Source organism: Streptomyces sp. NPDC058691 (assembly GCF_042714775.1).
Classification (GTDB): domain Bacteria; phylum Actinomycetota; class Actinomycetes; order Streptomycetales; family Streptomycetaceae; genus Actinacidiphila.
Map to the genome: position 1 here is coordinate 1 of NZ_JBHXSO010000078.1, position 21,796 is coordinate 21,796.

Here is a 21,796-nt window from a genome sequence, read left to right on the forward strand (position 1 = left end):
ATGTTCTCCTCGCCGGTGATCAGGCCGTCGACGGCGGAGAACTGCCCGGTGACACCGATCGCCGCACGCACTCCCTGCGGGTCGCCGGCCAGGTCATGGCCCGCGACCTGGGCCTGCCCGCCGTCGGCGGAGATCAGCGTGGAGAGAATCTGCACCGTGGTGGTCTTGCCGGCGCCGTTCGGCCCGAGCAGCGCGAAGATCGTTCCTTCCGGGACGGCCAGGTCGATGCCGTCCAGGATGGTCTTGTCGCCGTAGGACTTGCGCAGCCCGTTCGCTGCGATGGCCACGTGGGTCATGAGGGGTGCTCTCCTTTACAGGCTGCGGGCGGTGATGTCGCCGTAGGCGGTGGTCGCGTGGATGTTCAGGCCGGCGGCGCCGTCGGTGTTCTTGAGCGCGTTGTGGATCCGGCCGTAGGCGGTGCCGCCGTCGAGGGAGGCGGGGACTCCGTGGGCGGCGCCGACCGAGATCTCGCCGTGCTCGGTGCGCAGGGTGACCGTGCCGCGCATGGCCTCGGCGATGTGGATGTCGCCCTGCTGGGTGCTGATCTCCGCGGGGCCGCCCAGGCGGCCGAGCGAGATGTCGCCGGCGAGGAGGGTGAGGCGGGTGCTTCCGGCCTCGTCGAGCTTGACCGTGGCTTGCTGGCCCTCGAAGACGACGTCGCCGAGCCGTCCGACGCCCCGGAGCTCGGCACTGGCCGCCTTGGCCTCGATACGGGAGCCGGCGGGCACCCGGACGGTCACCTCGACGGATCCGGAGGCGCCGAGGACCCGGCTCTTCGCCGCCGAGGCCTCGATGCGCAGGACGCCGTCGCCGTAGGCGATCTTGGCCTGTTCCGCCGCCTTCACGTCGCGGCTCTTCGAGGCGTCCGCGGGGAGGATCTCGACCGTGGTGTCGGCCCGGTCGGCGGCGATGAACCGGATGCGTCCCGCGGGGATGCCGAGGACGACGGAGACCGGGGCGGGGGTGTCGAACTTCTGCATCGTGTGCTCCTTGACGCGCTGTTTCCGATGCAGGAAACGCTACGTTGCGTTCAAGGATCTGACAATGAAGTTGTTGCGCCCAAGTGGCGTTGATGCAGGTAGAGATAGGGAAATTGTTGCAATGGTTTTGAATTTAACGCAACGGTCCTCACGGGCGTTCGTTGCAATGGGTGAGAAGTGAACGCTCCGCGCGGACCGGCGTCAGGAGTGCAGCATGAGGCCGATGCCCGCCACGACCACCAGGGACGCGACGATCCGCGGCCGCCCCAACCGCTCGCGGAAGAAGACCGCCCCGATGACCGCGCCCGCGATGATCGAGGTCTCGCGCAGCGCGGCGATGGGCGCCAGTTCGCCGCGGGTCTGGGCCCAGAGGACGAGCCCGTAGGCGAGGACGGAGAGGGCCCCGCCGAGGAGCCCGCGGGCGGCGACGGGGCGCAGTTGGGGGAGGAGGGCGGCGCGGCGCACCGCGAAGGCCGTGCCGGTGAGCAGGATGCCCTGGAGGAGCAGGAGCCACGCGACGTAGCCGGGGGCGGTGCCGGAGGCGCGGACGCCCACGCCGTCCACGACGGTGTACGCCGCGATCGTGAGGCCGGTGCCGAGGGCCGCGCCGAGCGCGGGCCAGTCGGGGCGGCGTCCGCGCATGCCCCACAGGGCGGCGCCGGCCAGCCCCGCGGAGGCGACGGCGACGCCCGTGGTCTGCCAGGCGTCCGGTACCTCGCCGATGAAGACGGCCGCGAGCAGGGTCACCACCATGGGCGCGACGCCTCGGGCGATGGGGTAGACCTGCCCGAAGTCGCCCAGGGTGAAGGACTTCATCAGCAGGTACATGTAGGCGAGGTGGATCCCGACCGACGTCAGGAGCCAGGGCCAGGCCCCGGACGCCGGCAGGGGCGCGAACAGGGCGATGAGCGCGGCGCACAGCCCGCCGCCCGTCCCGACGAGGGTGAACGCGGCGAACCGGTCGGCGATGCCGTGGGCGAGGGCGTTCCAGGAGGCGTGCGTGAGGGCGGCGACCAGGACGGCCGCCGCCACGAGCGGGGTCACGCGGTGCGTTCGCGGACGTCGGCCAGGGTGGCCCCGGCGTGCCGGACGAGGTCGCCGGGGGCCATCGGGAAGACGGTGTGCGGGGTGCCGGCTGCCGCCCACACGGTGTCGTGCCGGAGCAACCGCCGGTCGGCCAGGACGCTGGTGCGGGTCCGGTGCCCGAAGGGGGGTACGCCGCCGATGGCGTACCCCGTCGTCTCGCGCACCAGGTCCGCGTCGGCGCGCCGGACCGCCGCCGCGCCCAGTTCGGCCCGCACCAGGTCCACGTCGACGCGGGAGGCGCCGTCCATGAGGACGAGCACGGGCGCTCCGTCCGCCTGGAAGATCAGCGACTTGACGATCTGGCTGAGCTCGCAGCCGATCGCCTCCGCGGCCTGCGCCGCGGTGCGGGTCGCGTCCGGGAAGGAGCGTACGGGGACCTGGAGCCCGAGTCCGGCGAGGGCCTCGGCGAACCGGGGGTGGGCAGCGGCGGGGGTCGGCATGCCCGGAACGCTAGCCCGAGGCGGGGGCCCGATGCCAAGCCATTACGAAGAGGCCTTGAGCAGGGCCGCCACGATCGGTCCCGCGGAGTCGCCGCCGTGGCCGCCTTCCAGCACCATGCCGGCCGCGGCGACGTCGTTGCGGTAGGCGAGGAACCACCCGTTCGGCTTCTCCTGGCCGCCGACCTCCGCCGAGCCCGTCTTCGCGCCGACGTCCCCGTAGACGCCGCTCATCGCCCCGGCGGCGGTGCCGCTCGACGCGGTGAGCCGCATCATCGACTTGAGGTTGCCGCGCACGCCGGAGGGCAGCGAACTGCCGGCCTTGGCGAGCGGTTCGCCGATGAGGTCGGCGGAGACCAACCGGGGCTGGCGGAAGGTGCCGGTGTCCGCGGTCGCCGCCACGGCGGCCATGTTGAGGGGGCTCATCTGGATCTGCCCCTGGCCGATCATCTCCTCGGTCATCTCGTCGCCGCTGCCGCCGGGCACGCGGCCGTCCCAGGCGGGGACGCCGACGTTCCAGGTCTGGCCGAAGCCGTAGTAGCGCTGGGCGACGGTGGGCACGGAGGACTCGCTGAGGTTGCCCGCGAGTTTGATGAAGCCGGTGTTGCAGGAGATGGCGAAGTCCCGCTGGAAGGTCGCCGAGGGGTCGGACGAACTCTCCACGTTGTGGAACATCTTGCCGTTGTTGTAGTTGGCGGTCGCCGGGCACGGCGCGGCGGCGCCGGGGCTGACGCCCTTCTCCAGCAGGGCCGTCGCGGTGAGGACCTTGAAGGTGGAGCCGGGTGCCACCTGGGCGTTGAAGGCGTTGTTGTTGTCGGTGGCCGGGTTGTTGGCGAACGCCAGGATCTCGCCCGTGCTCGCCTTCACCACCGCGACCGACGACTGGGGCCTGCCCTTGACGGCCTGCTCCGCCGTCGCCTGGAGCCGCGCGTCGAGCGTGGTCGGCAGCTTGGCGGGGGTGCCCGCCGTGATGGTGTGCAGGGTCTGCCCGGGGCCTTCCGGCCCGTTCGCCCAGGTCTCGATGCCGGGCTTGCCGCCGCTCAGTTTGCTGCCGTACCGCTCGCGCAGTTGCGGCAGCACGGAGGACAGCGAGGGGAGCTTGGCGGCGTCCAGGGTCTTTCCGGAGCGGTCCACCACGACCACCTGCGGGGAGGGGGCCTCACCGGTCGCCAGTGACTGACCCTCCGTCAGTTTCGGGTGGATCACGGACGGTTTCCAGTCCACCAGCGGCTTGTGTGTGGTCTCGCCGCGGAAGACCGTGAGCGAGGAGCTGTACTTCCACGTCGAGGTCTTGCCGTTGTACGAGAGCGTCGCGACGACCTTGAACGGCACCTTGCGGTCCACCGGCGTGCCGGGGGTCAGCTTCACCTTGGTGACATGGGCCTCCGTGCGGTAGGCGGCCAGGGCGTCGCGCGCCGTCACGGCGTCGTTGGTGAGGCCGCCTGCCGCCGTGGTGTCGCCCTTGGCCCAGTCCGCCAGGAAGTCCTTCGCCGTCGACCGGACTTCCGCCTCGGTCGGCGGCCCCGTCTCCACGGGTGCGGCCTGGGTCCTGAACCCCCCGCCGCCGCCACCGCTGTTCAACCCCTGGTAGAGGTTGTACGCACCGTAGCCCGCGGTTCCCACCATTCCCGCGAACACCGTGCTGATGATCCCCACCTTCACGCCTCGGCGCATGGCCGACCCTCCCCGTGATCCTCCTGAACGCGTTCAAAAAGCTGTGCAGCAAGCGCACTCTACGCTTCACGGGTGACATCGGGGGCTTTTATCGGTCACAGCTTCACCAGTGCCAGGCCGGGAGGGGTGCCGGCGGGGACACCCTCAGCACGGCGGGCCGGTGTAGCCGGGCGGCAACTCCAGCTCCGCCCATACACGTTTGCCGTCCGGGACACTGCGGACACCGAAGCGCGAGGACAGCGCCGCGGCGAGGGCGATGCCCCGTCCGTCCTCGTCGGCCGGTGCCGCCGCCTGCTGCCGGGGCGTGGAGCACCCGGCGTCGAAGACCTCGCAGACCAGTACCCGGTCGCGGATCAGCCGCAGCCGGATCGGCGCCGCCCCGTGCAGCACCGCGTTGGCGAGCAGTTCGCCGACGATCTGCTCCGCGGCCGGCGCCAGCCGTTCCAGGTCCCAGTCGGTGAGCGTCCGCACGGCCGCGGCGCGGACCCCGGAAACCGCCCCGGCGTCGCGCGGCACCTCCCAGGTGGCGACCCGCTGCGGGCACAGCGACCGGGTGCGGGCGATCAGCACCGCCACGTCGTCGTCCTGGCGGTGGTCGGCGAGCGTGCCAACCGCCGCGGCGCTCAGCTCCTCCAGCCCGGTGCCCGGCGGCTTGGTGAGCGCACGGCGCAGGCGCTCCATGCCGTGGTCGATGTCGTGCTCGCGGGTCTCGATCAGGCCGTCGGTGTACAGGACGAGGACGCTGCCCTCGGGCAGTACGTGCCGCACCGAGCGGAACGAGCGGGTGCCGACGCCCAGCGGTGCCCCCGAGGGGATGTCGAGGAAGGACACCTCGCCCGTGACCGGGTCGATGGCCGCGGGCGGCGGATGGCCCGCCCGTGCCGCGAGGCAGCACCGGGTCACCGGGTCGTAGATCAGGAACAGGCAGGTGGCGCCCATGAGCGAGGCGGGCGGAGTGCAGTCGCCGGACTCCTCGGTGAGGCGCACGAAAAGGTCGTCGACGTTCTTCAGCAGTTCGTCGGGCGACTGGTCCAGGGCGGCGAGGGTGGTCACGGCGGTGCGGAGCCGGCCCATGGTCGCCGCCGCGTTGATGCCGTGCCCGACGACGTCCCCGACGACCAGGGCCACCCGGGCGCCGGACACCGGGATCACGTCGAACCAGTCGCCGCCGACGCCGCCTTCCGCGTCCGAGGGCAGGTAGCGCGACACCACGTCGACGGCGTTCCCGCCGTCCGGGTTGCTCGGCAGCAGGTCCCGCTGGAGGGCCAGGGCCGCGGTGTGCTCGCGGGTGTAGCGGCGGGCGTTGTCCAGGCTCAGCGCGGCCCGGCTGACCAGCTCCTCGGCGAGCGTCCGGTCGTTCTCGTCGAAGGGCAGCGGGTTCTCGGTGCGGACCATCACCGCGACGCCCAGGATCTCGTCGCGGGCGTGGATGGGCAGGATCAGCAGCGTGTGCATGCCGAGGGTCAGGATGCGCTCCCGGCGCCTCGGGTCGTGGTCGAGCCAGTTGCCGGGGCCGGCGTCCAGGTCGGTCTCCAGATGGGACCGGCCCGAGGACAGGACCTCGATGAAGGGGGAGTCCGGCGGAACGAAGACGGCGGCCCCCCGCGGCCAGAGGGATTCCCGGAAGTCCTCGTGGATCGACATCTGCCCGCCGCGGAAGAACGCCGGGACGGCTCCCTCCGCCGAGCCGAGCCGGGCGAGGGGGGCGTCGCCGATTTCGACGGACTCCGCCAGGTCCACGGTGACGTAGTCCGCGAGCACCGGCACCAGCACGTCCGCCAGGTCCTGCGCGGTCTGCATGACGTCCAGGTGCGCGCCGATGCGCCGGCTCGCCCGGCTCAGCAGGGTCATCCGCTCCCGGGTCCGCCGGCTGCCGGTGACGTCCACGTTGAGGGAGCACACCCCCGGCCGGCCGTCGCGGGCGTTGTCGACGGGGAACACCGACAGGGCGTAGGCGCGGTGGCGGTAGTGGTCCAGCTGCTCCAGCTCGTGGTCGATCTCCGGGACCCCGGTGTCCAGCACCTTCCGCAGCAGCTGGGTGACCTGCTCGGTGTTCCGGTACAGCGGTGATTCCTTCAGCAGCTTTCCGAGCCGTTCCTCGCGGGGCATCCCGTACGCCCGCGCCAGGGCGTCGTTCAGCCAGGTCATGCGCAGGTCGGAGTCCCAGACGGCCATCGGGAACGGGCAGGCCTCACCCACCGACTCCAGCACCGCGGCATCCGGCGCCGTCGTCGAGACCAGCCAGTCCACCTCGCCGTCGCGCCCCGGCAGCGCGGAGACCCGCAGTCCCATGGGGAACGCCCGGCCCTCGCGGTGCCGCAGCCCGACCGTCCCCGACCACTCGCCGGTGAAGCCGCCGGGCAGGTCCTCCGCGGCGGCCAGCAAGGTGCTGGCGGGGGTGCCCAGCACCTCCTCCGCCCGGCGGCCCAGCAGCCGGCGCGCGCTGTCCGTCCACCGGGTCAGGCGCCCCGCCGCGTCGACCACCGCCAGCACGGTGCCGCTGCCGGCGTCGGCGTCGGCAGCGGCCGCATCGATTGCCTTGTCGTCGGGGCCGGTCATATGAAGTGGTCCAGTGATCCCCGTGAGGGGGTTGAGCGCCTTTCCACGCTAGGGCGGAGCCGCTGCCCCCGCAAAACGGCCCGCCACCGACCCCGCCCCCGGGGTGGTGGCGGGCACGCTGCTTTCCGCGTTCGTGCCGTCGGGTACGGCGGACGCGGTGGCGCGCCGAAGCCGTTCACGATCCGGGCGACCGCCTGGCCGGCTCCGTCCAGGGGGACCGGATCGCGCACGTCGGCCCGCGCCCAGCAAGGACCGCGTGGCTTCGCTGCGCACGCGGCACGTTCGTGCCGGATACGGCGGGCGACGTCCACGCGCTCGCACCACGCCGCCGGTGGCGGCACGCCGAGGCCGTACGCGAACCCGGCGACCACCGCGCGGCCGCCTGGCCGGCTCCGTCGAGGGAGACCGGATCGCGCACGCGCCCGAGTGCGTGGAGCGGCCCGCGGTGATCCCGCTGCTGAGCCCTGACGTCCGGGGCCGGGCCCGCGCCGCAAGGGCCGCGTGCCCTTCGCCGCGGCACACGGCGCGTTCGTGCCGGGCCGGCCCGCGGCCGGCCCGTGCCGAGCGGCGGCTCAGATCCAGGTGTCGAACCACATCCGGTGCCGCCAGGCGTTCATCGGGATCGTCTGCCCGGTGTAGAGCGGCCAGAAGTAGATGAAGTTGATGAGGATCAGCAGCACGATCGTGCCCGCGCCCACCGCGCCCCACATGCGGCGCCGCTCGTCCGCACCCGGTGGGCCGAGGATCGCGCCCAGCATCATGGCGAGGGCCAGGCACAGGAAGGGCAGGAAGACGACCGCGTAGAAGAGGAAGATCGTGCGGTCCTGGTAGAGGAACCAGGGCAGGTAGCCCGCCGCGACGCCGCACGCGATGGCCCCGGCCCGCCAGTCGCGGCGGAAGGCCCAGCGGTACAGCACGTACAGCAGGGCGAAGCAGGCGGCCCACCACAGCGCGGGTGTACCGATGCCCAGCACCTCGCGGGCGCAGCCGCCGACGGCGGTGCAGCCGTCCTGGCCCTCCTTGGGGGACTCGTAGAAGTACGAGACCGGCCGGCCCAGCACCAGCCAGCTCCAGGGGTTGGACTGGTAGGTGTGCGGCGAGTGCAGGTTGACGTGGAAGTCGTAGACCTGCGACTCGTAGTGCCACAGGCTGCGCAGCGCCGCCCAGGAGTCGGAGAAGAAGCCGCCGTCGCCCTTGGCCCAGGTGCGGTCGTAGCCCTTGCCGGTGGTGAACCAGCCGAGCCAGGACAGCAGGTAGGTGCCGATCGCGACGGCCACCATGGAGAAGCCCGCCCACAGGCCGTCCAGCCAGAACGCGGTCAGCCAGGGGTGGCGGGCGCCGGCGACGCGGCGCGCGCCGGCGTCCCAGAGCACGGTGAGGACGCCGAAGGCGGCCAGCACGTACAGGCCGTTCCACTTGGTGCCGATGGCCAGGCCCAGGCAGATCGCGGCCGCGATCCGCCACGGGCGCACCCCCAGCCACGCGAAGGACGCGACGTGGTCGTCCGGGCGCCCCTGCGGAAGTGCCGCCGCGAGGCGGGCGCGGGCCTTGTCGCGGTCGATGAGCAGGCAGCCGAAGGCGGCCAGCACCCAGAACATGACGACGAGGTCGAGCAGGGCCGTGCGGCTCATCACGAAGTGCAGGCCGTCCACCGCCATCAGGCCGCCGGCCAGGCAGCCCAGCGCGGTGGAGCGGAACAGCCGCCGCCCGATGCGGCACAGCATGAGCACCGACAAGGTGCCCAGGACGGCCATCGCGAACCGCCAGCCGAACGGGTTCAGCCCGAAGATCCACTCGCCGGAGGCGATGATCCACTTGCCGACGGGCGGGTGGACGACGTACGAGGGCGCGTCCGACAGCGGGATCGTCGGCGGGTGGGCGAGGATCTGGTCGTTGGCCTTCTCGGGCCAGCTGCCCTCGTAGCCGTACTGCAGCAGCGACCAGGCGTCCTTGGCGTAGTACGTCTCGTCGAATATCACCGCGCGCGGGCTGCCCAGGTTCCAGAACCGCATCAGCCCCGCGAAGAGGGCGACCAGCAGCGGGCCGCCCCAGGCCGACCAGCGGCCCAGCCGGTCCGTGAGCACCGGGCCCAGCCCCAGCGCCGACCAGGCACGCGTCCCCGGCTCGGGGTACGGCGGGACCAGCCGCTCGCGCAGGCTCGTGCGCGGACGGTCCACATGGCCGAAGCGGCGCAGCCGCCGCTGCCAGGAGTCCTGCTCCGCCGGCTCGGGGGAGGCGTCGTCGGCGTCCTCGGCCGGGTGTGCCTGCGTAGCGGTGTCACTCGTCACCGGGCCATCGTAGGGAAGCGGCTTGTGGATGCGCTGAGGACCGGGCCATCCGAGGGGCCGCCCGGGTCCGCCCGGGTGGGAGACTGGGGCGGTGACCACAACGACCGGACCGGCGGACGCAGGCGTACTCGTGCTGGCGGGCACTCCCATCGGCGACGTCACCGACGCCCCGCCCCGGCTCTCGGCCGAACTGGCCGCCGCGGACGTCATCGCCGCCGAGGACACCCGGCGGCTGCGCCGGCTCACCCAGGCGCTCGGCGTGACGACGACCGCGCGGGTCGTCTCGTATTTCGAGGGCAACGAGTCGGCCCGCACACCGGAACTGGTCCGCGCCCTGGAGGACGGATCGCGCGTGCTGCTGGTGACCGACGCGGGGATGCCCTCGGTGTCCGACCCGGGTTACCGGCTGGTCGCCGCCGCCGTCGAGCGGGATCTGCGGGTCACCGCGGTGCCCGGCCCGTCCGCCGTGCTCACCGCGCTGGCGCTCAGCGGCCTGCCCGTCGACCGCTTCTGCTTCGAGGGCTTCCCGCCGCGCAAGGCGGGCGAGCGCCGGGCCCGGCTGGCCGAGACCGCGGCCGAGCGGCGCACGCTGGTCTGGTTCGAGGCGCCGCACCGCCTCGCGGAGACCCTGAACGCGATGGCCGAGGTCTTCGGCGCGGACCGCCGCGCCGCCGTCTGCCGCGAGCTGACCAAGACGTACGAGGAGGTCCGGCGCGGTCCGCTGAAGGAGCTGGCGGCCTGGGCCGCCGACGGCGTGCGCGGGGAGATCACGATCGTCGTCGAGGGCGCCCCGGAGACCGGCCCGCAGGAGCTGGACCAGGCCGAACTGGTGCGCCGGGTGCAGGTGCGCGAAGAGGCGGGGGAACGGCGCAAGGAGGCGATCGCCGCCGTCGCGGCCGACGCGGGGCTGCCCAAGCGCGAGGTCTTCGACGCCGTGGTGTCCGCCAAGCACGCGGCGACGAACCCACCCACAAAGGGCTAAACGCGGCGCCGGTAAAGTCCTATCGTGGGGTAGGGAAAGGCGCATCGCCGCCAGGTCGGCCCTGTGCCACATACTCCCCAAAACTGGCTCAAGAAAGGGCACCCCCGCTGTCACCGGCGCCTTTGTGGGCGTTCTCTGTAGTGGGAAGTCCCGCTCCGGACGCCTCGTCCGGAGGGCAACAGGAGCTGCCATGAGCGAGACCATCGGAACCGATGGCACGGTTCGTGAGGCGTACGCCTTCGTCTGCATCAGCTGCGGTCGCGGCTGGGAGCAGGCGTACGAGATAGAGCACCATGTCGACGCCCAGGGCCGCGAACTCGTCTGGTACATGGCCGAGGGCAAGCGGGTCCCGTCCCCGCTGACCCGCCCCACGTGCGTCGAGTGCGAGGGCCACAAGGTCCGCATCATGAGGGCCGGACAGGTGTCCGATGTGACCGGTACGTGGTCGAGCACCGCGGCCGCGGGCCCGCTGCCCAGCGCGGCACCCCGGCGCTCGGTCGCCGCCTCCGCCGCCGTCGAGGGCGCCACGCGCCGCGGCCGGCACTGGTCGCCGCTGCACCTGCTCCACCGCAGGCGGGACCAGGCGTAGCCGCCGCGGCCGCCGCCTAGGATCTGGGGCATGCCCCAGAAGCCGGAACGACAGCAGACCGACCAGCGCAAGGACGGGTCCGCCGCCCCTCCCCTCCCGGAGCCGCTCGCGGTCCCGGTGGCGGACTCGCACACCCACCTCGACATGCAGGAAGGCAGTGTCGAGGACGTGCTGGCCAAGGCGGCCTCCGTCGGTGTCACCACCGTCGTGCAGGTCGGCTGCGACGTGAACGGTTCCCACTGGGCGGCCCGCACGGCCGCGGCGCACGAGACCGTCTGGGCGGCCGTCGCGCTGCACCCGAACGAGGCGCCGCGGATCGTGCACGGGGACCCCGATGGCTGGTCCCGGCAGGGGACCCGCGAGGCGGGCGGCACCGCCGCGCTGGACGCCGCGCTCGCCGAGATAGACGCGCTGGCCGCGCTGCCGCACGTACGCGGCGTCGGCGAGACCGGCCTCGACTACTTCCGCACCGGGCCCGAGGGCGTCGAGGCCCAGCACCACTCCTTCCGCCGCCACATCGACATCGCCAAGCGGCACGGCAAGGCCCTGGTCATCCACGACCGCGAGGCCCACGCCGACGTCCTGCGCATCCTCGACGAGGAGGGCGCGCCGGACACCGTGGTCTTCCACTGCTACTCCGGCGACGCGGAGATGGCCCGGACCTGCGCGGACAAGGGCTACTACATGTCCTTCGCCGGCAACATCACCTACAAGTCCGCCCAGAACCTGCGCGACGCGGTCGCGGTGGCCCCGGCCGAACTGCTGCTGGTCGAGACCGACGCCCCCTTCCTGACCCCGGTTCCGTACCGCGGTCGGCCTAACGCTCCGTATCTCGTTCCGATCACGGTGCGTGCCATGGCGGAGGCGCGGAAGGCGACAGAGGACGAGGTCGCGGCGGCGATCGGCGCCAACACGGCGCGCGCCTTCGGCTACTGATCCGCGACACGGGGTCACCGCGCAGCGACGGATCGCGACGAATGTCGGCTATGGTCCCGGTTCGGTTCCGACCGGACCCGCCGGAGGTGCGTCGTGAGTGGTTCGTATGCCGAAGCCGGGCTGTACGGCAGCGGGCTGCCGTCGCAGCGCCCGGCGCCCGCCGTGGGCGGCCGCGCGGCCGCGCGGATCGCCGCCCGCGCCGAGGCGCGCAGGCGCCGCGCGGCCGAGCGCCCCGACGCGCTGGCCAGGCTGCTGCCGCGCGCGCTGGTCGTCGCGGTCCTCGCCGGCGGCACCGGCGCCTATGTGACGGGCGGCAAGGCGGTCCAGCTCTCCGTCGACGGCCAGGTGCGCACCCTGCACACCTACGCCGGGGACGTCGGGGAACTGCTGCGCCGGCAGGGCGTCCAGGTCGGCGACCACGACATCGTCGCCCCCGGCCGGCACGCCGAGCTGCACGACGGCGACAGCGTCGCCGTCCGCTACGGCCGCCCCGTCACCCTGACCCTGGACGGCCGCCCGAAGCGGCTGTGGACCACCGCCCGCACCGTCGACGAGGCCCTGGGCCGGCTCGGCGTGCGCGCGGACGGCGCGTACGTCTCCAGCTCGCGCTCCGAGCCGATCGGGCGCCACGGCCTGGCGCTGGACGTACGCACCGAGCGGCAGCTGACCTTCCTCGTGGACGGCAAGGAACGCACGATCCAGACCAACGCCGCCACCATCGGCGAGGCCGTGCGCGCCGCCGGCATCCGGCTGAGCGGCGAGGACACCACCTCCGTCGCCCCCGACAGCTTCCCCAAGGACGGCCAGACCATCTCCGTCATGCGCATCCGCGGCCGCGAGGAGACCCGCGAGCAGCCGATCCCCTACGAGGTCCTGCGACGCGACGACCCCGAGCTCTTCGAGGGCACCACCGCCGTCGACGCGCAGGGCCGCAACGGGCTCCGGCGCGTCACGTACGCCTACCGCACGATCAACGGCGTACGGCAGAAACCCGAGCCCATCGCCGAGCAGCTGGTGCGCGAGCCGGTCCAGGAGGTCGTCCGCGTCGGCACCAAGCGCCTCCCCGACTCCGTCAAGGGCACCGACCACCTCAACTGGCGGGCCCTGGGCAAGTGCGAGGCGGGCGGCCGCCCCAACGCCGTCGACTCCACCGGCACCTACGGCGGCCTCTACCAGTTCGACCGCCGCACCTGGCACGCGCTCGGCGGCGACGGCCGCCCCCAGGACGCCCCAGCCAAGGAGCAGACGTACCGCGCCAAGCGGTTGTACATCCAGCGGGGGGCGACGCCGTGGCCGGTCTGCGGCCGCAAGCTCTACCGCTGACGCGGGTTGCTGTGGGGTAGGTTTTTTCCCCGCCCTCCCTCCCCCAACCTTCGGCCGGGGGTGCCCCCAGCCCTGTGAAGTCACGCACCCCGGCGCGCGTGTGTTCTGGTGCCGGGTTCGGGGCCTCCGGGGCTGGCCATTCTGGACAGCACATTTTGGTGCCTCGGGCACTGTCCGTTGGTCACTCCGGGTTGTGCACCCAAATATGCTCCACAGTCCAGAACGCCCACCCCTACGACCCCGCCCCCTCCGATTTCGTCATGCGCCTGATCCCCAGTGGGGGGATGGAGGCGGACCGGGGTGACCGCGGTTGCCTGGATGCCGCCCCCATCGGCCTGCCAGTGCCTGCCCCAGCATTCGGCCGGGGGCCCGCTGTGGGCGCGACGTGGCGGCCGGCGCGGTGTGTGTGGGCGGTGTCGGCTGGGCGGCTGATGTGCTGCCGCACCAACGGGTGCCCGCGCCTTGGCTGCCTTCTACCCCCCACTGGGGATCAGGCGCTTGCTACTACGGAGGGGGCGGGGTCGTAGGGGTGGGTGTTCTGGACTGTGGAGCATATTTGTGTGCGGTATCCGGGTCGGGATGGGATGGGCAGGTGCTGGAAACGCACGTAAATGTGCTGTCCAGAATGGCCAGCCCCGGAGGCCCCGACCTCGGCCCACCACGCAACGCGCGCCGGGGTCACTGACTTCACAGGGCACCCGGGAGGGAGGGCGGGGAAAGGGCCTGCCCGGTCGCGCGCTCGGGCGCGGATACTCTTGAGCGGTGAGCGAGACCGACCGCACCGATCATCAGGACGACGCACTGCTGGGCCCAGGAGACGTGCGGGCGCTGGCCGCGCGGCTGGGCGTGCGCCCGACCAAGCAGCGCGGGCAGAACTTCGTGATCGACGCCAACACCGTCCGCCGCATCGTGCGTACCGCGGACGTGCGTCCGGAGGACGTCGTGGTGGAGGTCGGGCCGGGGCTGGGCTCGCTGACGCTGGCGCTGCTGGAGGCCGCGGACCGCGTGACGGCCGTGGAGATCGACGACGTGCTGGCCGCGGCGCTCCCGGACACCGTCGCCGATCGCCTGCCCGGCCGCGCGGACCGCTTCACGCTGGTGCACCGTGACGCGCTGCGCGTGGCGGAGCTGCCCGGGCCGCCGCCGACCGCGCTGGTGGCGAACCTGCCGTACAACGTGGCCGTGCCGGTGCTGCTGCACATGCTGGCCACGTTCCCCACCATCGACCGCTCCCTGGTGATGGTGCAGGCGGAGGTCGCCGACCGCCTCGCCGCGAGCCCCGGATCCAAGATCTACGGCGTGCCGTCGGTCAAGGCGGCCTGGTACGCCGAGGTCAAGCGGGCCGGCGCGATCGGCCGCACCGTGTTCTGGCCCGCGCCGAACGTCGACTCCGGTCTCGTCTCGCTCGTGCGCCGCGCCGAGCCGCTGAAGACGACCGCGACCCGCGAGCAGGTCTTCGCCGTCGTGGACGCGGCCTTCGCCCAGCGCCGCAAGACCCTGCGCGCCGCCCTGTCCGGCTGGGCGGGCTCGGCGGCGGCCGCGGAGGAGGCCCTGGTGGCCGCCGGGGTGTCGCCGCAGGCGCGCGGGGAGTCGCTGACGGTGGAGGAGTTCGCGGCGATCGCCGAGCACGGCGCCCAGCGGTAGCAGAAGGCACAATGGGGGCCGCCGCCGTGCGGACCCGTTTCGTTCCCCGAGGAGAACCACGCCCGTGACCAGCCGATCCGTGACCGTCCGCGTCCCCGCCAAGGTCAACGTCCAGCTCGCGGTGGGCGGTCCGCGCCCGGACGGCTTCCACGACCTGGCCAATGTCTTCCTGGCCGTGGGCCTGTACGACGAGGTCACCGTCACCCCGGCCGACGAGCTGCGGATCACCGTCGAGGGCCGCGACGCGGACCAGGTGCCGGCCGACGCGAGCAACCTCGCCGCCCGCGCGGCGATCGCGCTGGCCGCGCGGCGCGAGGGCGTGACGCCGGACGTGCACATCCACATCGTCAAGGACATCCCCGTCGCGGGCGGCATGGCGGGCGGCAGCGCCGACGGCGCCGCCGCCCTGCTCGCGTGCGACGCGCTGTGGGGCACCGGGGCCGGCCGCGAGGAGCTGCTGGAGATCTGCGCGGAGCTCGGCAGCGACGTGCCGTTCAGCCTGGTCGGCGGCGCCGCCCTCGGCCGGGGCCGCGGCGAGCTGCTCACCGCGCTGCCGGTCGGCGGCGACTTCCACTGGGTCTTCGCGGTCGCCGACGGCGGCTTGTCCACCCCGGCCGTCTACCGCGAGTGCGACCGCCTGCGCGGCGACGCCCCGGTGCCCGATCCCGAGCCGGCCCCGGCCCTGCTGGAGGCGCTGCGCACCGGCGACCCCGTCGCGCTCGCCGCCTCGCTGGCCAACGACCTCCAGGCCGCCGCGGTGTCCCTGCGCCCCTCGCTCGCGGCCACCCTGGCCGCCGGCACCGACGCGGGGGCGCTGGCCGGACTCGTCTCCGGCTCCGGTCCCACCTGCGCGTTCCTCGCCAAGGACGCCGAATCGGCGCAGGCCGTCGCCGCCGCCCTCACCGCCTCCGGCACCTGCCGCGCGGTCCGCGTCACCTCCGGCCCGGCCGAGGGCGCGACCGTCGTCCGGCAGTCGTAGGTACGCGTACTCACCGACTCCGCAAGGGAGTTGAGTAGCCCGGCGGTGCCGGGCCGCGGCCGTCCGGCGGGATCGTGGCCGCATGGTGGAGACGAACGCCGCGGCACTGGCCGCGGCCACGCCCGCGAGCCGGGACCGGTACGTGGACTTCCTGAGGGTGGCGTCACTGGCCACGGTCGTGCTGGGGCACTGGCTGATGGCCGCGGTGAGCACCCGCGACGGCGGCGGCATCGAGGTCGGCAACCTGCTGGCCGTGCGCCCCGCCCTCCAGCCGCTGACCTGGGCGCTCCAGGTCATGCCGGTCTTCTTCTTCGTCGGGGGCTTCTCGCACGCGCTGTCGTACCGCTCGGTGGTGCGCGCGGGCGGCGGCTACGCGACCTTCCTGCGCGCCCGGCTGCGCCGGCTGCTGCTGCCGACGGCGGCCTTCACCGTGGTCTGGGCCGCGGTGGCGCTGCTGCTGCCCGTGCCGGACGTCGCGGCGCGGCTGGTGGCGCAGCCCCTCTGGTTCATCGGGGTCTACCTGGGCATGGTGGCGTTCACGCCGCTCCTGCTGCGGCTGCACGACCGCTACGGATGGGGGGCGTTCGCGGCCCTGTGCGGCGCGGCCGCGGCGGTGGACGTGCTGCGCTTCGCCGCCGGGGTGCCCTTCGTGCCGTTCCTGAACTTCGCCTTCGTGTGGCTGGCGGTGCACCAGCTGGGCTTCCTGCGGGCGGACGGCAGGCTGCGCCGTCCCGCGGCGATGGCGGCGGGCGGGCTGGCGGCCGCGGTGGCGCTGGTGGCCCTCGGCCCGTACCCGCTGTCCATGGTCGGGATGCCCGGCGAGCGGATCTCCAACATGGCGCCGCCCACCCTCGCGCTGCTCTGCCACGGTGTGTGGCTCGTCGGCGCCGTCGAGCTGCTGCGCGGCCCCGCCGGCCGGTGGCTGCGACGGCCGCGGGTGTGGCGGGGGGTGGTCGCCGCGAACGGCGTCGCCATGACCGCCTTCCTGTGGCACCTCACGGCCATGCTCGCGGTCTACGGCGCGCTGATCACCCTGGGCCGTGACCTGCCCGCCCCGGCGTCCGCCGCGTGGTGGGCCCAGGTCCCGCCGCGGATCGCCGTCGCGGCGGCCCTGACCGCCGCCCTGGTCGCCGCCTTCCGCCGCGCCGAGCGCCCGCCCGCGCCCCGTCCGCCGGCGACCCCCGGACGGTTCGCCGCCCCCGGTGCCGCCCTGGGCGTCGCCCTCGCCCTCCTCGGCGTCCTCGGCCTGTCCACGGTCGGCTTCGGCGGTCTCCTCGACGGGCACTCCGCCGTGCTCATCGCCGTCCGCCTCACCGCCCCGGCCGCGATCCTCATGGCCGCCGCCAGCTGGGCCCTCGTGGAACGCGCGGGCCGCACGCGGTGAGGCGAGCGGGCCTCACCCGCGCGCTGTCCTGAAATGCCCGGTTCCCCGGCCGGAGCCGGGCAGGGAGGCGCCCCCGCCGCCGGAGCGGACGCCCGAGCCGGGTGGGCGGGATCGGGCGGGGGGAGGACCGCACTACTGTGGGAGGTCGTTCTTTCGTATCGACAGGAGTCCCATGGCCGTCAACCTGGTCAACGTCGAGTCCGTCAGCAAGGTGTACGGCACCCGTACCCTGCTGGACGGGATCTCGCTCGGCGTATCGGAGGGCGACCGCATCGGCGTCGTCGGCCGCAACGGTGACGGGAAGACGACCCTGATCCGGATGCTGGCCAAACTGGAGGGCCCGGACACCGGGCGCGTGACCCACACCTCCGGGCTGCGGCTGGGCGTGCTGACCCAGCACGACAGCCTGGACCCGGCGGCGACCGTCCGCCACGAGGTGATCGGCGACCGGCCCGACCACGACTGGGCCGGGGACGCGAAGATCCGGGACGTGCTGACCGGCCTGTTCGGCGGGCTGGACCTGCCCGGCTTCCCGCAGGGCCTGGAGACGGTGATCGGGCCGCTCTCCGGTGGTGAGCGGCGCCGCATCGCGCTGGCGAAGCTGCTGATCGCCGAGCAGGACCTGATCGTGCTCGACGAGCCCACCAACCACCTCGACGTCGAGGGCATCTCGTGGCTCGCCGGCCACCTGCGGGCGCGCCGCTCGGCGCTGGTGTGCGTCACCCACGACCGCTGGTTCCTGGACCAGGTCTGCACGCGGATGTGGGACGTGCAGCGCGGCGACGTGCACGACTACGAGGGCGGCTACAGCGACTACGTCTTCGCCCGCGCCGAGCGTGAGCGGATCGCCGCGACCGAGGAGGTCAAGCGGCAGAACCTGATGCGCAAGGAGCTGGCCTGGCTGCGCCGCGGCGCCCCGGCGCGCACCAGCAAGCCGCGCTTCCGCATCGAGGCGGCCAACGAGCTGATCGCCGACGTGCCGCCGCCGCGCGACAACGCCGAGCTGATGAAGTTCGCGACGACCCGGCTGGGCAAGACCGTCTTCGACCTGGAGAACGTGACCGTGCAGGCCGGGCCCAAGGTGCTGCTGAAGCACCTGACCTGGCAGCTCGGCCCCGGCGACCGGGTCGGCCTGGTCGGCGTCAACGGCGCGGGCAAGACCTCGCTGCTGCGGGCGATGGCCGAAGCCGCCACGAGTGAGGGCGAGAAGCAGCCCACGGCCGGCAAGGTCGTGGTCGGCAGGACCGTGCGCCTGGCCTACCTGTCGCAGGAGGTCGCGGAACTCGACCCGGCGATGCGCGTGCTCCAGGCCGTGGAGTCCGTGCGCGGCCGGGTGGACCTCGGCAAGGGCCGCGAACTGACGGCGGGTCAGCTGTGCGAGAAGTTCGGCTTCACCAACGAGAAGCAGTGGACGCCGGTCGGCGACCTCTCCGGCGGTGAGCGCCGCAGGCTCCAGCTGCTGCGGCTGCTGATGGACGAGCCGAACGTGCTCTTCCTCGACGAGCCCACCAACGACCTGGACATCGAGACGCTGACCCAGCTGGAGGACCTGCTCGACGGCTGGCCGGGCACGATGGTCGTCATCTCCCACGACCGCTACTTCCTGGAGCGGACCACTGACCGCACCTTCGCGCTGCTCGGCGACGCGACGCTGCGCATGCTGCCGCGCGGCATCGACGAGTACCTGGAGCGGCGCCGCGCCGTGGTCGAGGCCGCGGCCCCCGCGCCCGTTCCCGCCAAGCCCAAGGGCGGCGGCGACAGCCGCGCCGCCAAGAAGGAACTCCAGCGCATCGAGCGCCAGTTGGACAAGGTCAGCGAGCGGGAGTCGAAGCTGCACACCGCCATCGCCGAGAACGCGACCGACTTCGAGAAGGTCGCCGAACTCGACATGGAGCTGCGCTCGCTGGGTGCGGAGCGCGAGGAACTGGAGATGCGCTGGCTGGAGTTGGCCGACGAGGCGTAGCCGTGGGTGCGTAGGGGTGGCGGTGCGGCCGAGGGTGTAGCAGTGCCGTAACGGTCGCCGGGCGCGGGGTCGGAACGGTGTGTCACCGGTGGTACAAAGAGGGTCACCGTCCGCCCCTCGCACGTCTGTGCCCGAAAGGTGCCCGCTGATGTCGCAGCCGCCGCCTCCGCCCGGCCACCAGCCCGGATTCGGGCCGCAGCCGCCTCAGTACGGTTACCCGCCGCCGCAGCCGGGCCCGTACGCCCCGGTCCCGCCGCCGCCCCCGGGGCCCGGGCCTTACGGCCCCAACCCCTACGCGCAGGCGCCCACCCAGCCCATCCCGCCGTACGGCTACCCGCAGTTCCCGCCACCGCCGCCGCCCCGGAAGGGCAACGGCAAGCTGGTCGCCATCACGGCGGCGGCGGTCGCGGCGGTTGTGGTCATCGCCGGCGGCGTGTTCGTGGCGCTCGACGCGAACGGCGGCCCGGACAAGCCCGGTACGCCGTCGCAGAGCCCCGGCACCGGCGGTCAGGGCGGTCAGGGCGGCCGTGACGGCGGAGCGATCCAGGCGAAGGCGCTGTGGGACAAGGACGGGACGCGTCCGCCCAAGTCGCAGATCCTGGCGGCGATCCCCGACGCCTGGTTCACCGGCAACGCGGTCGTGAAGACGATGCCGGACGCGGTGCGCTCCTTCGACATCGACAGCGGCAGGCAGAACTGGTCGATCCCGCTGTCCGGCGAGTCCTGCCCGGCCTCGCGCGAGGCGGCCGGTGACCGTGTGGTCGTCACGTACGGCACCGACTGCGGCCAGGTGATGGCGATCGACATAGCCAAGGGCACGAAGCTGTGGGCCAAGCAGCTGCCGGACCAGAACGGCCAGACCTCGCACGACTACACGCAGGTCGCCGTCACCGGTGACACCGCGGCCCTGGCGTGGCTCGGTGGTTCGGTCGGCTACCGGATCGGCAGCGGCGAGGTCCTGTGGACCCCGAAGAGCGGTTCCGACTGCGAGGACAAGGGCTACAAGGGCGGTCCGAAGCTGGTCGCCGTCGTCCAGTGCGGCGGCTACAACGGCGAGTACTACGTCCAGGGGCTGAGCGAGGGCGGCCGCAAGCAGTGGTCCTGGCAGGTCCCCTCCGGCAGCGATGTGCAGAACGTGCTGTCCACCGACCCGGTCGTGGTCGGGCTGTCGGCCGGCGCGAGCGGTCTGATGACCGACCTCGCGTACCTGGAGGACGGCAGGATGAAGAGCCGCATCTCCCTGGGCGCGGGCGGCTACCAGTCCACCTACGCGGTCACCTGCCCGCCCAACGGCGAGGCGCACTGCTCGAACTTCGCGATCGACGGCACCACGATCTACCTGCCCACCAAGAGCCATGCCGGCAGCGGCGACTCGTACACGCAGACCAACGAGATCGCGGCGCTCGACCTGAGGACGGGCAAGCCCGAGTGGCTGGCCGAGCCCGACCAGGAGCGCGAGGTGAAGATCATCGGCATGAGGGACGGCAAGGTGATCGCGTACCAGCGCAACACCTACGACAAGCCGGGCCGGCTGACCGCCCTGGACCCCGGGACCCGCAAGACGACGGCCTACATGGAACTCCCGGCCGGCAGCAAGGAACTGGAGAACCAGTTCCTGGACGGCAGCTCCTACTACTGGCTCTACAAGGACCACTTCTTCGTCAATCCCGGCAACATCTCCGCCAACACCAGCCTCACCGGCAAGGCGATCGCGGCCTTCGGCTGAGCGGTCGATTTCCGGGTACGTACGGTACGGAACGAGCGGTTTCGGGTGAGAAGCAGCCAAGAACACCGGTCATTTCGGAATTGCTGGAGGCTTCTGCCCGGTAGGGGGCGCGCGGCGTCGAACAAGCGTGTACCTTCCCGGGCATGACCCGGGCCCGCTGTGGGCCCACTGCGGGGGTACTCGTGGGACGCCGGGCCGTGGCCGCGCTACGGCATGTGAGGGGGGACCGGCTTGGACTCGGTGGGCAGGCCCGCACCGGTCCATGGGGGGATGAGGGGGACGCCCATGGGCGTACGGCTCGTCGTCGTCGACGACCATCGTCTGCTGGCCGAGGCGCTCGCCTCGGCACTGAAACTGCGCGGGCACCGGGTGCTCGCCGCGGCCGCGCCCGCCTCGGGCGCGGCCGACCTGGTCCTGAGCCGGGCGCCCGAGGTGTGCCTGATCGGCACCGCCGCCCCGGCCGAGCCGGGCGCCTTCGACGCCGTCGCGCGGATCAAGCGCGAGCGGCCGGGGGTGGCGGTACTGGTCCTGGGACCGGTGCCCAACCCGCGGGGGATCGCCGCCGCGTTCGCCGCCGGCGCCTCGGGCTACGTCCGGCACGACGAGCGGATCGAGGGCGTCGAACGGGCGATGGCCAAGGCCCGGGCGGGCGAGGTCGCCGTGGCCCCCGGCCTGCTCCAGGGGGCTTTCGCGGAACTGCTCAACCCCGTGGTGGAGCCGGACGACGAGGGCACACGGCTGCTGCAGATGCTCACCCCGCGCGAGGTCGAGGTGCTGATGCGGGTCGCGGAGGGGGAGGACACCCGGCTGATCGCCGCGGGGATGGCGATCGCGCCGAGTACCGCCCGTACTCATGTGCAGCGGGTGCTGATGAAGCTCGGGGTCGGGTCGCGGCTGGAGGCGGCCGCGCTGGCCGCCCGCACCGGACTGCTGGACCGCGTCACGCACCGTCCTCAGGCCGGGGCCGTGATTCCTCAGCAGGCGTCTGGTCCGGGGACGGCGGGGGAGGGGGCGGGCTGAGCCGCATCCACAGCAGGAAGGCCAGCCCCAGCGCCAGCATGCCGATCCCGGCCCAGAGATTGATGTTGATGCCCTGGGCCTTGGCGATGTCGGCGTCGGAGGCGGTGATCCCGGCGATGGTGACGAGCACCCCGTAGACGACGAACAGACCGCCGATGACGCGGCGTACGTCGAACAGCTTCGCCGCGGTGGCCGACTTGCGCTCCAGGCTCCCCATGTGGTCCTG

Annotated in this window: 18 protein-coding genes; 10 read left to right on the forward strand and 8 right to left on the reverse strand. The window is 73.1% G+C overall.

Going from position 1 to position 21,796, the window contains the following annotated elements; all coding sequences use genetic code 11:
- The 7 genes from ACFWVC_RS34990 to ACFWVC_RS35020 form a co-directional block, all read right to left on the reverse strand.
- Nucleotides 1-296, reverse strand: a 296-nt coding sequence (locus ACFWVC_RS34990) for an ATP-binding cassette domain-containing protein (protein ID WP_384296913.1), incomplete at its 3' end; no start/stop codon positions are given.
- 15 nt (nucleotides 297-311) lie between these two features.
- Nucleotides 312-980 carry a DUF4097 family beta strand repeat-containing protein gene (locus ACFWVC_RS34995; protein WP_384296916.1) on the reverse strand — a complete coding sequence of 223 codons (669 nt, stop codon included), beginning with the start codon at nucleotides 978-980 and terminating at the stop codon, nucleotides 312-314.
- A gap of 201 nt (nucleotides 981-1,181) precedes the next feature.
- On the reverse strand, nucleotides 1,182-2,024 hold the full coding sequence (locus ACFWVC_RS35000; RefSeq protein WP_384296919.1) for an EamA family transporter: 843 nt from the start codon (nucleotides 2,022-2,024) through the stop codon (nucleotides 1,182-1,184).
- Nucleotides 2,021-2,506, reverse strand: coding sequence for a YbaK/EbsC family protein (locus ACFWVC_RS35005; RefSeq protein WP_384296921.1), 486 nt, complete (start codon nucleotides 2,504-2,506; stop codon nucleotides 2,021-2,023). The genes ACFWVC_RS35000 and ACFWVC_RS35005 overlap by 4 nt, the downstream gene beginning before the upstream one ends.
- A 42-nt stretch (nucleotides 2,507-2,548) precedes the next feature.
- Entirely contained in the window at nucleotides 2,549-4,177 is a 1,629-nt protein-coding gene (locus ACFWVC_RS35010; RefSeq protein ID WP_384296924.1) for a penicillin-binding transpeptidase domain-containing protein, read from the reverse strand.
- 144 nt (nucleotides 4,178-4,321) lie between these two features.
- Nucleotides 4,322-6,736: a SpoIIE family protein phosphatase gene (locus ACFWVC_RS35015; RefSeq protein WP_384296926.1), complete on the reverse strand. Its 2,415-nt coding sequence runs from the start codon at nucleotides 6,734-6,736 to the stop codon at nucleotides 4,322-4,324.
- 572 nt (nucleotides 6,737-7,308) lie between these two features.
- Nucleotides 7,309-9,024, reverse strand: coding sequence for a dolichyl-phosphate-mannose--protein mannosyltransferase (locus tag ACFWVC_RS35020; RefSeq protein WP_384296929.1), 1,716 nt, complete (start codon nucleotides 9,022-9,024; stop codon nucleotides 7,309-7,311).
- 91 nt (nucleotides 9,025-9,115) lie between these two features.
- On the opposite strand from ACFWVC_RS35020, the gene rsmI reads away from it, so the two are divergent.
- The 10 genes from rsmI to ACFWVC_RS35070 all read left to right on the forward strand — a co-directional run bounded on the left by rsmI (nucleotide 9,116) and on the right by ACFWVC_RS35070 (nucleotide 21,570).
- The gene (gene rsmI / locus ACFWVC_RS35025; RefSeq protein WP_384296933.1) at nucleotides 9,116-10,006 is read left to right on the forward strand and encodes a 16S rRNA (cytidine(1402)-2'-O)-methyltransferase; all 891 of its coding nucleotides are present in this window, start codon (nucleotides 9,116-9,118) and stop codon (nucleotides 10,004-10,006) included.
- A 190-nt stretch (nucleotides 10,007-10,196) separates the two neighbouring features.
- Nucleotides 10,197-10,595 (forward strand): hypothetical protein, encoded by a 399-nt coding sequence (locus tag ACFWVC_RS35030; RefSeq protein ID WP_384296936.1) that lies wholly within the window; start codon nucleotides 10,197-10,199, stop codon nucleotides 10,593-10,595.
- A 30-nt stretch (nucleotides 10,596-10,625) separates the two neighbouring features.
- Complete coding sequence (locus ACFWVC_RS35035) at nucleotides 10,626-11,531, forward strand: TatD family hydrolase (RefSeq protein ID WP_384296939.1); 906 nt, start codon at nucleotides 10,626-10,628, stop codon at nucleotides 11,529-11,531.
- Nucleotides 11,532-11,624: 93 nt separating this feature from the next.
- Complete coding sequence (locus tag ACFWVC_RS35040; protein WP_384296942.1) at nucleotides 11,625-12,854, forward strand: ubiquitin-like domain-containing protein; 1,230 nt, start codon at nucleotides 11,625-11,627, stop codon at nucleotides 12,852-12,854.
- A gap of 762 nt (nucleotides 12,855-13,616) precedes the next feature.
- Nucleotides 13,617-14,498, forward strand: coding sequence for a 16S rRNA (adenine(1518)-N(6)/adenine(1519)-N(6))-dimethyltransferase RsmA (gene rsmA, locus ACFWVC_RS35045; protein ID WP_384296945.1), 882 nt, complete (start codon nucleotides 13,617-13,619; stop codon nucleotides 14,496-14,498).
- A 64-nt stretch (nucleotides 14,499-14,562) separates the two neighbouring features.
- Nucleotides 14,563-15,477, forward strand: a complete 915-nt coding sequence (locus ACFWVC_RS35050; RefSeq protein WP_384296948.1) for a 4-(cytidine 5'-diphospho)-2-C-methyl-D-erythritol kinase — start codon at nucleotides 14,563-14,565, stop codon at nucleotides 15,475-15,477.
- 82 nt (nucleotides 15,478-15,559) lie between these two features.
- The gene (locus tag ACFWVC_RS35055; protein ID WP_384296951.1) at nucleotides 15,560-16,861 is read left to right on the forward strand and encodes an acyltransferase; all 1,302 of its coding nucleotides are present in this window, start codon (nucleotides 15,560-15,562) and stop codon (nucleotides 16,859-16,861) included.
- A gap of 172 nt (nucleotides 16,862-17,033) precedes the next feature.
- The gene (locus ACFWVC_RS35060) at nucleotides 17,034-18,824 is read left to right on the forward strand and encodes an ABC-F family ATP-binding cassette domain-containing protein (RefSeq protein WP_384296954.1); all 1,791 of its coding nucleotides are present in this window, start codon (nucleotides 17,034-17,036) and stop codon (nucleotides 18,822-18,824) included.
- A gap of 148 nt (nucleotides 18,825-18,972) precedes the next feature.
- On the forward strand, nucleotides 18,973-20,550 hold the full coding sequence (locus ACFWVC_RS35065) for a PQQ-binding-like beta-propeller repeat protein (RefSeq protein ID WP_384296956.1): 1,578 nt from the start codon (nucleotides 18,973-18,975) through the stop codon (nucleotides 20,548-20,550).
- A 285-nt stretch (nucleotides 20,551-20,835) separates the two neighbouring features.
- Nucleotides 20,836-21,570: a response regulator transcription factor gene (locus tag ACFWVC_RS35070; protein ID WP_384296958.1), complete on the forward strand. Its 735-nt coding sequence runs from the start codon at nucleotides 20,836-20,838 to the stop codon at nucleotides 21,568-21,570.
- On the opposite strand, the gene ACFWVC_RS35075 is transcribed toward ACFWVC_RS35070, so the two are convergent.
- Nucleotides 21,491-21,787, reverse strand: coding sequence for a hypothetical protein (locus tag ACFWVC_RS35075; protein WP_384296970.1), 297 nt, complete (start codon nucleotides 21,785-21,787; stop codon nucleotides 21,491-21,493). The genes ACFWVC_RS35070 and ACFWVC_RS35075 overlap by 80 nt on opposite strands.
- Nucleotides 21,788-21,796: the final 9 nt, after the last annotated feature.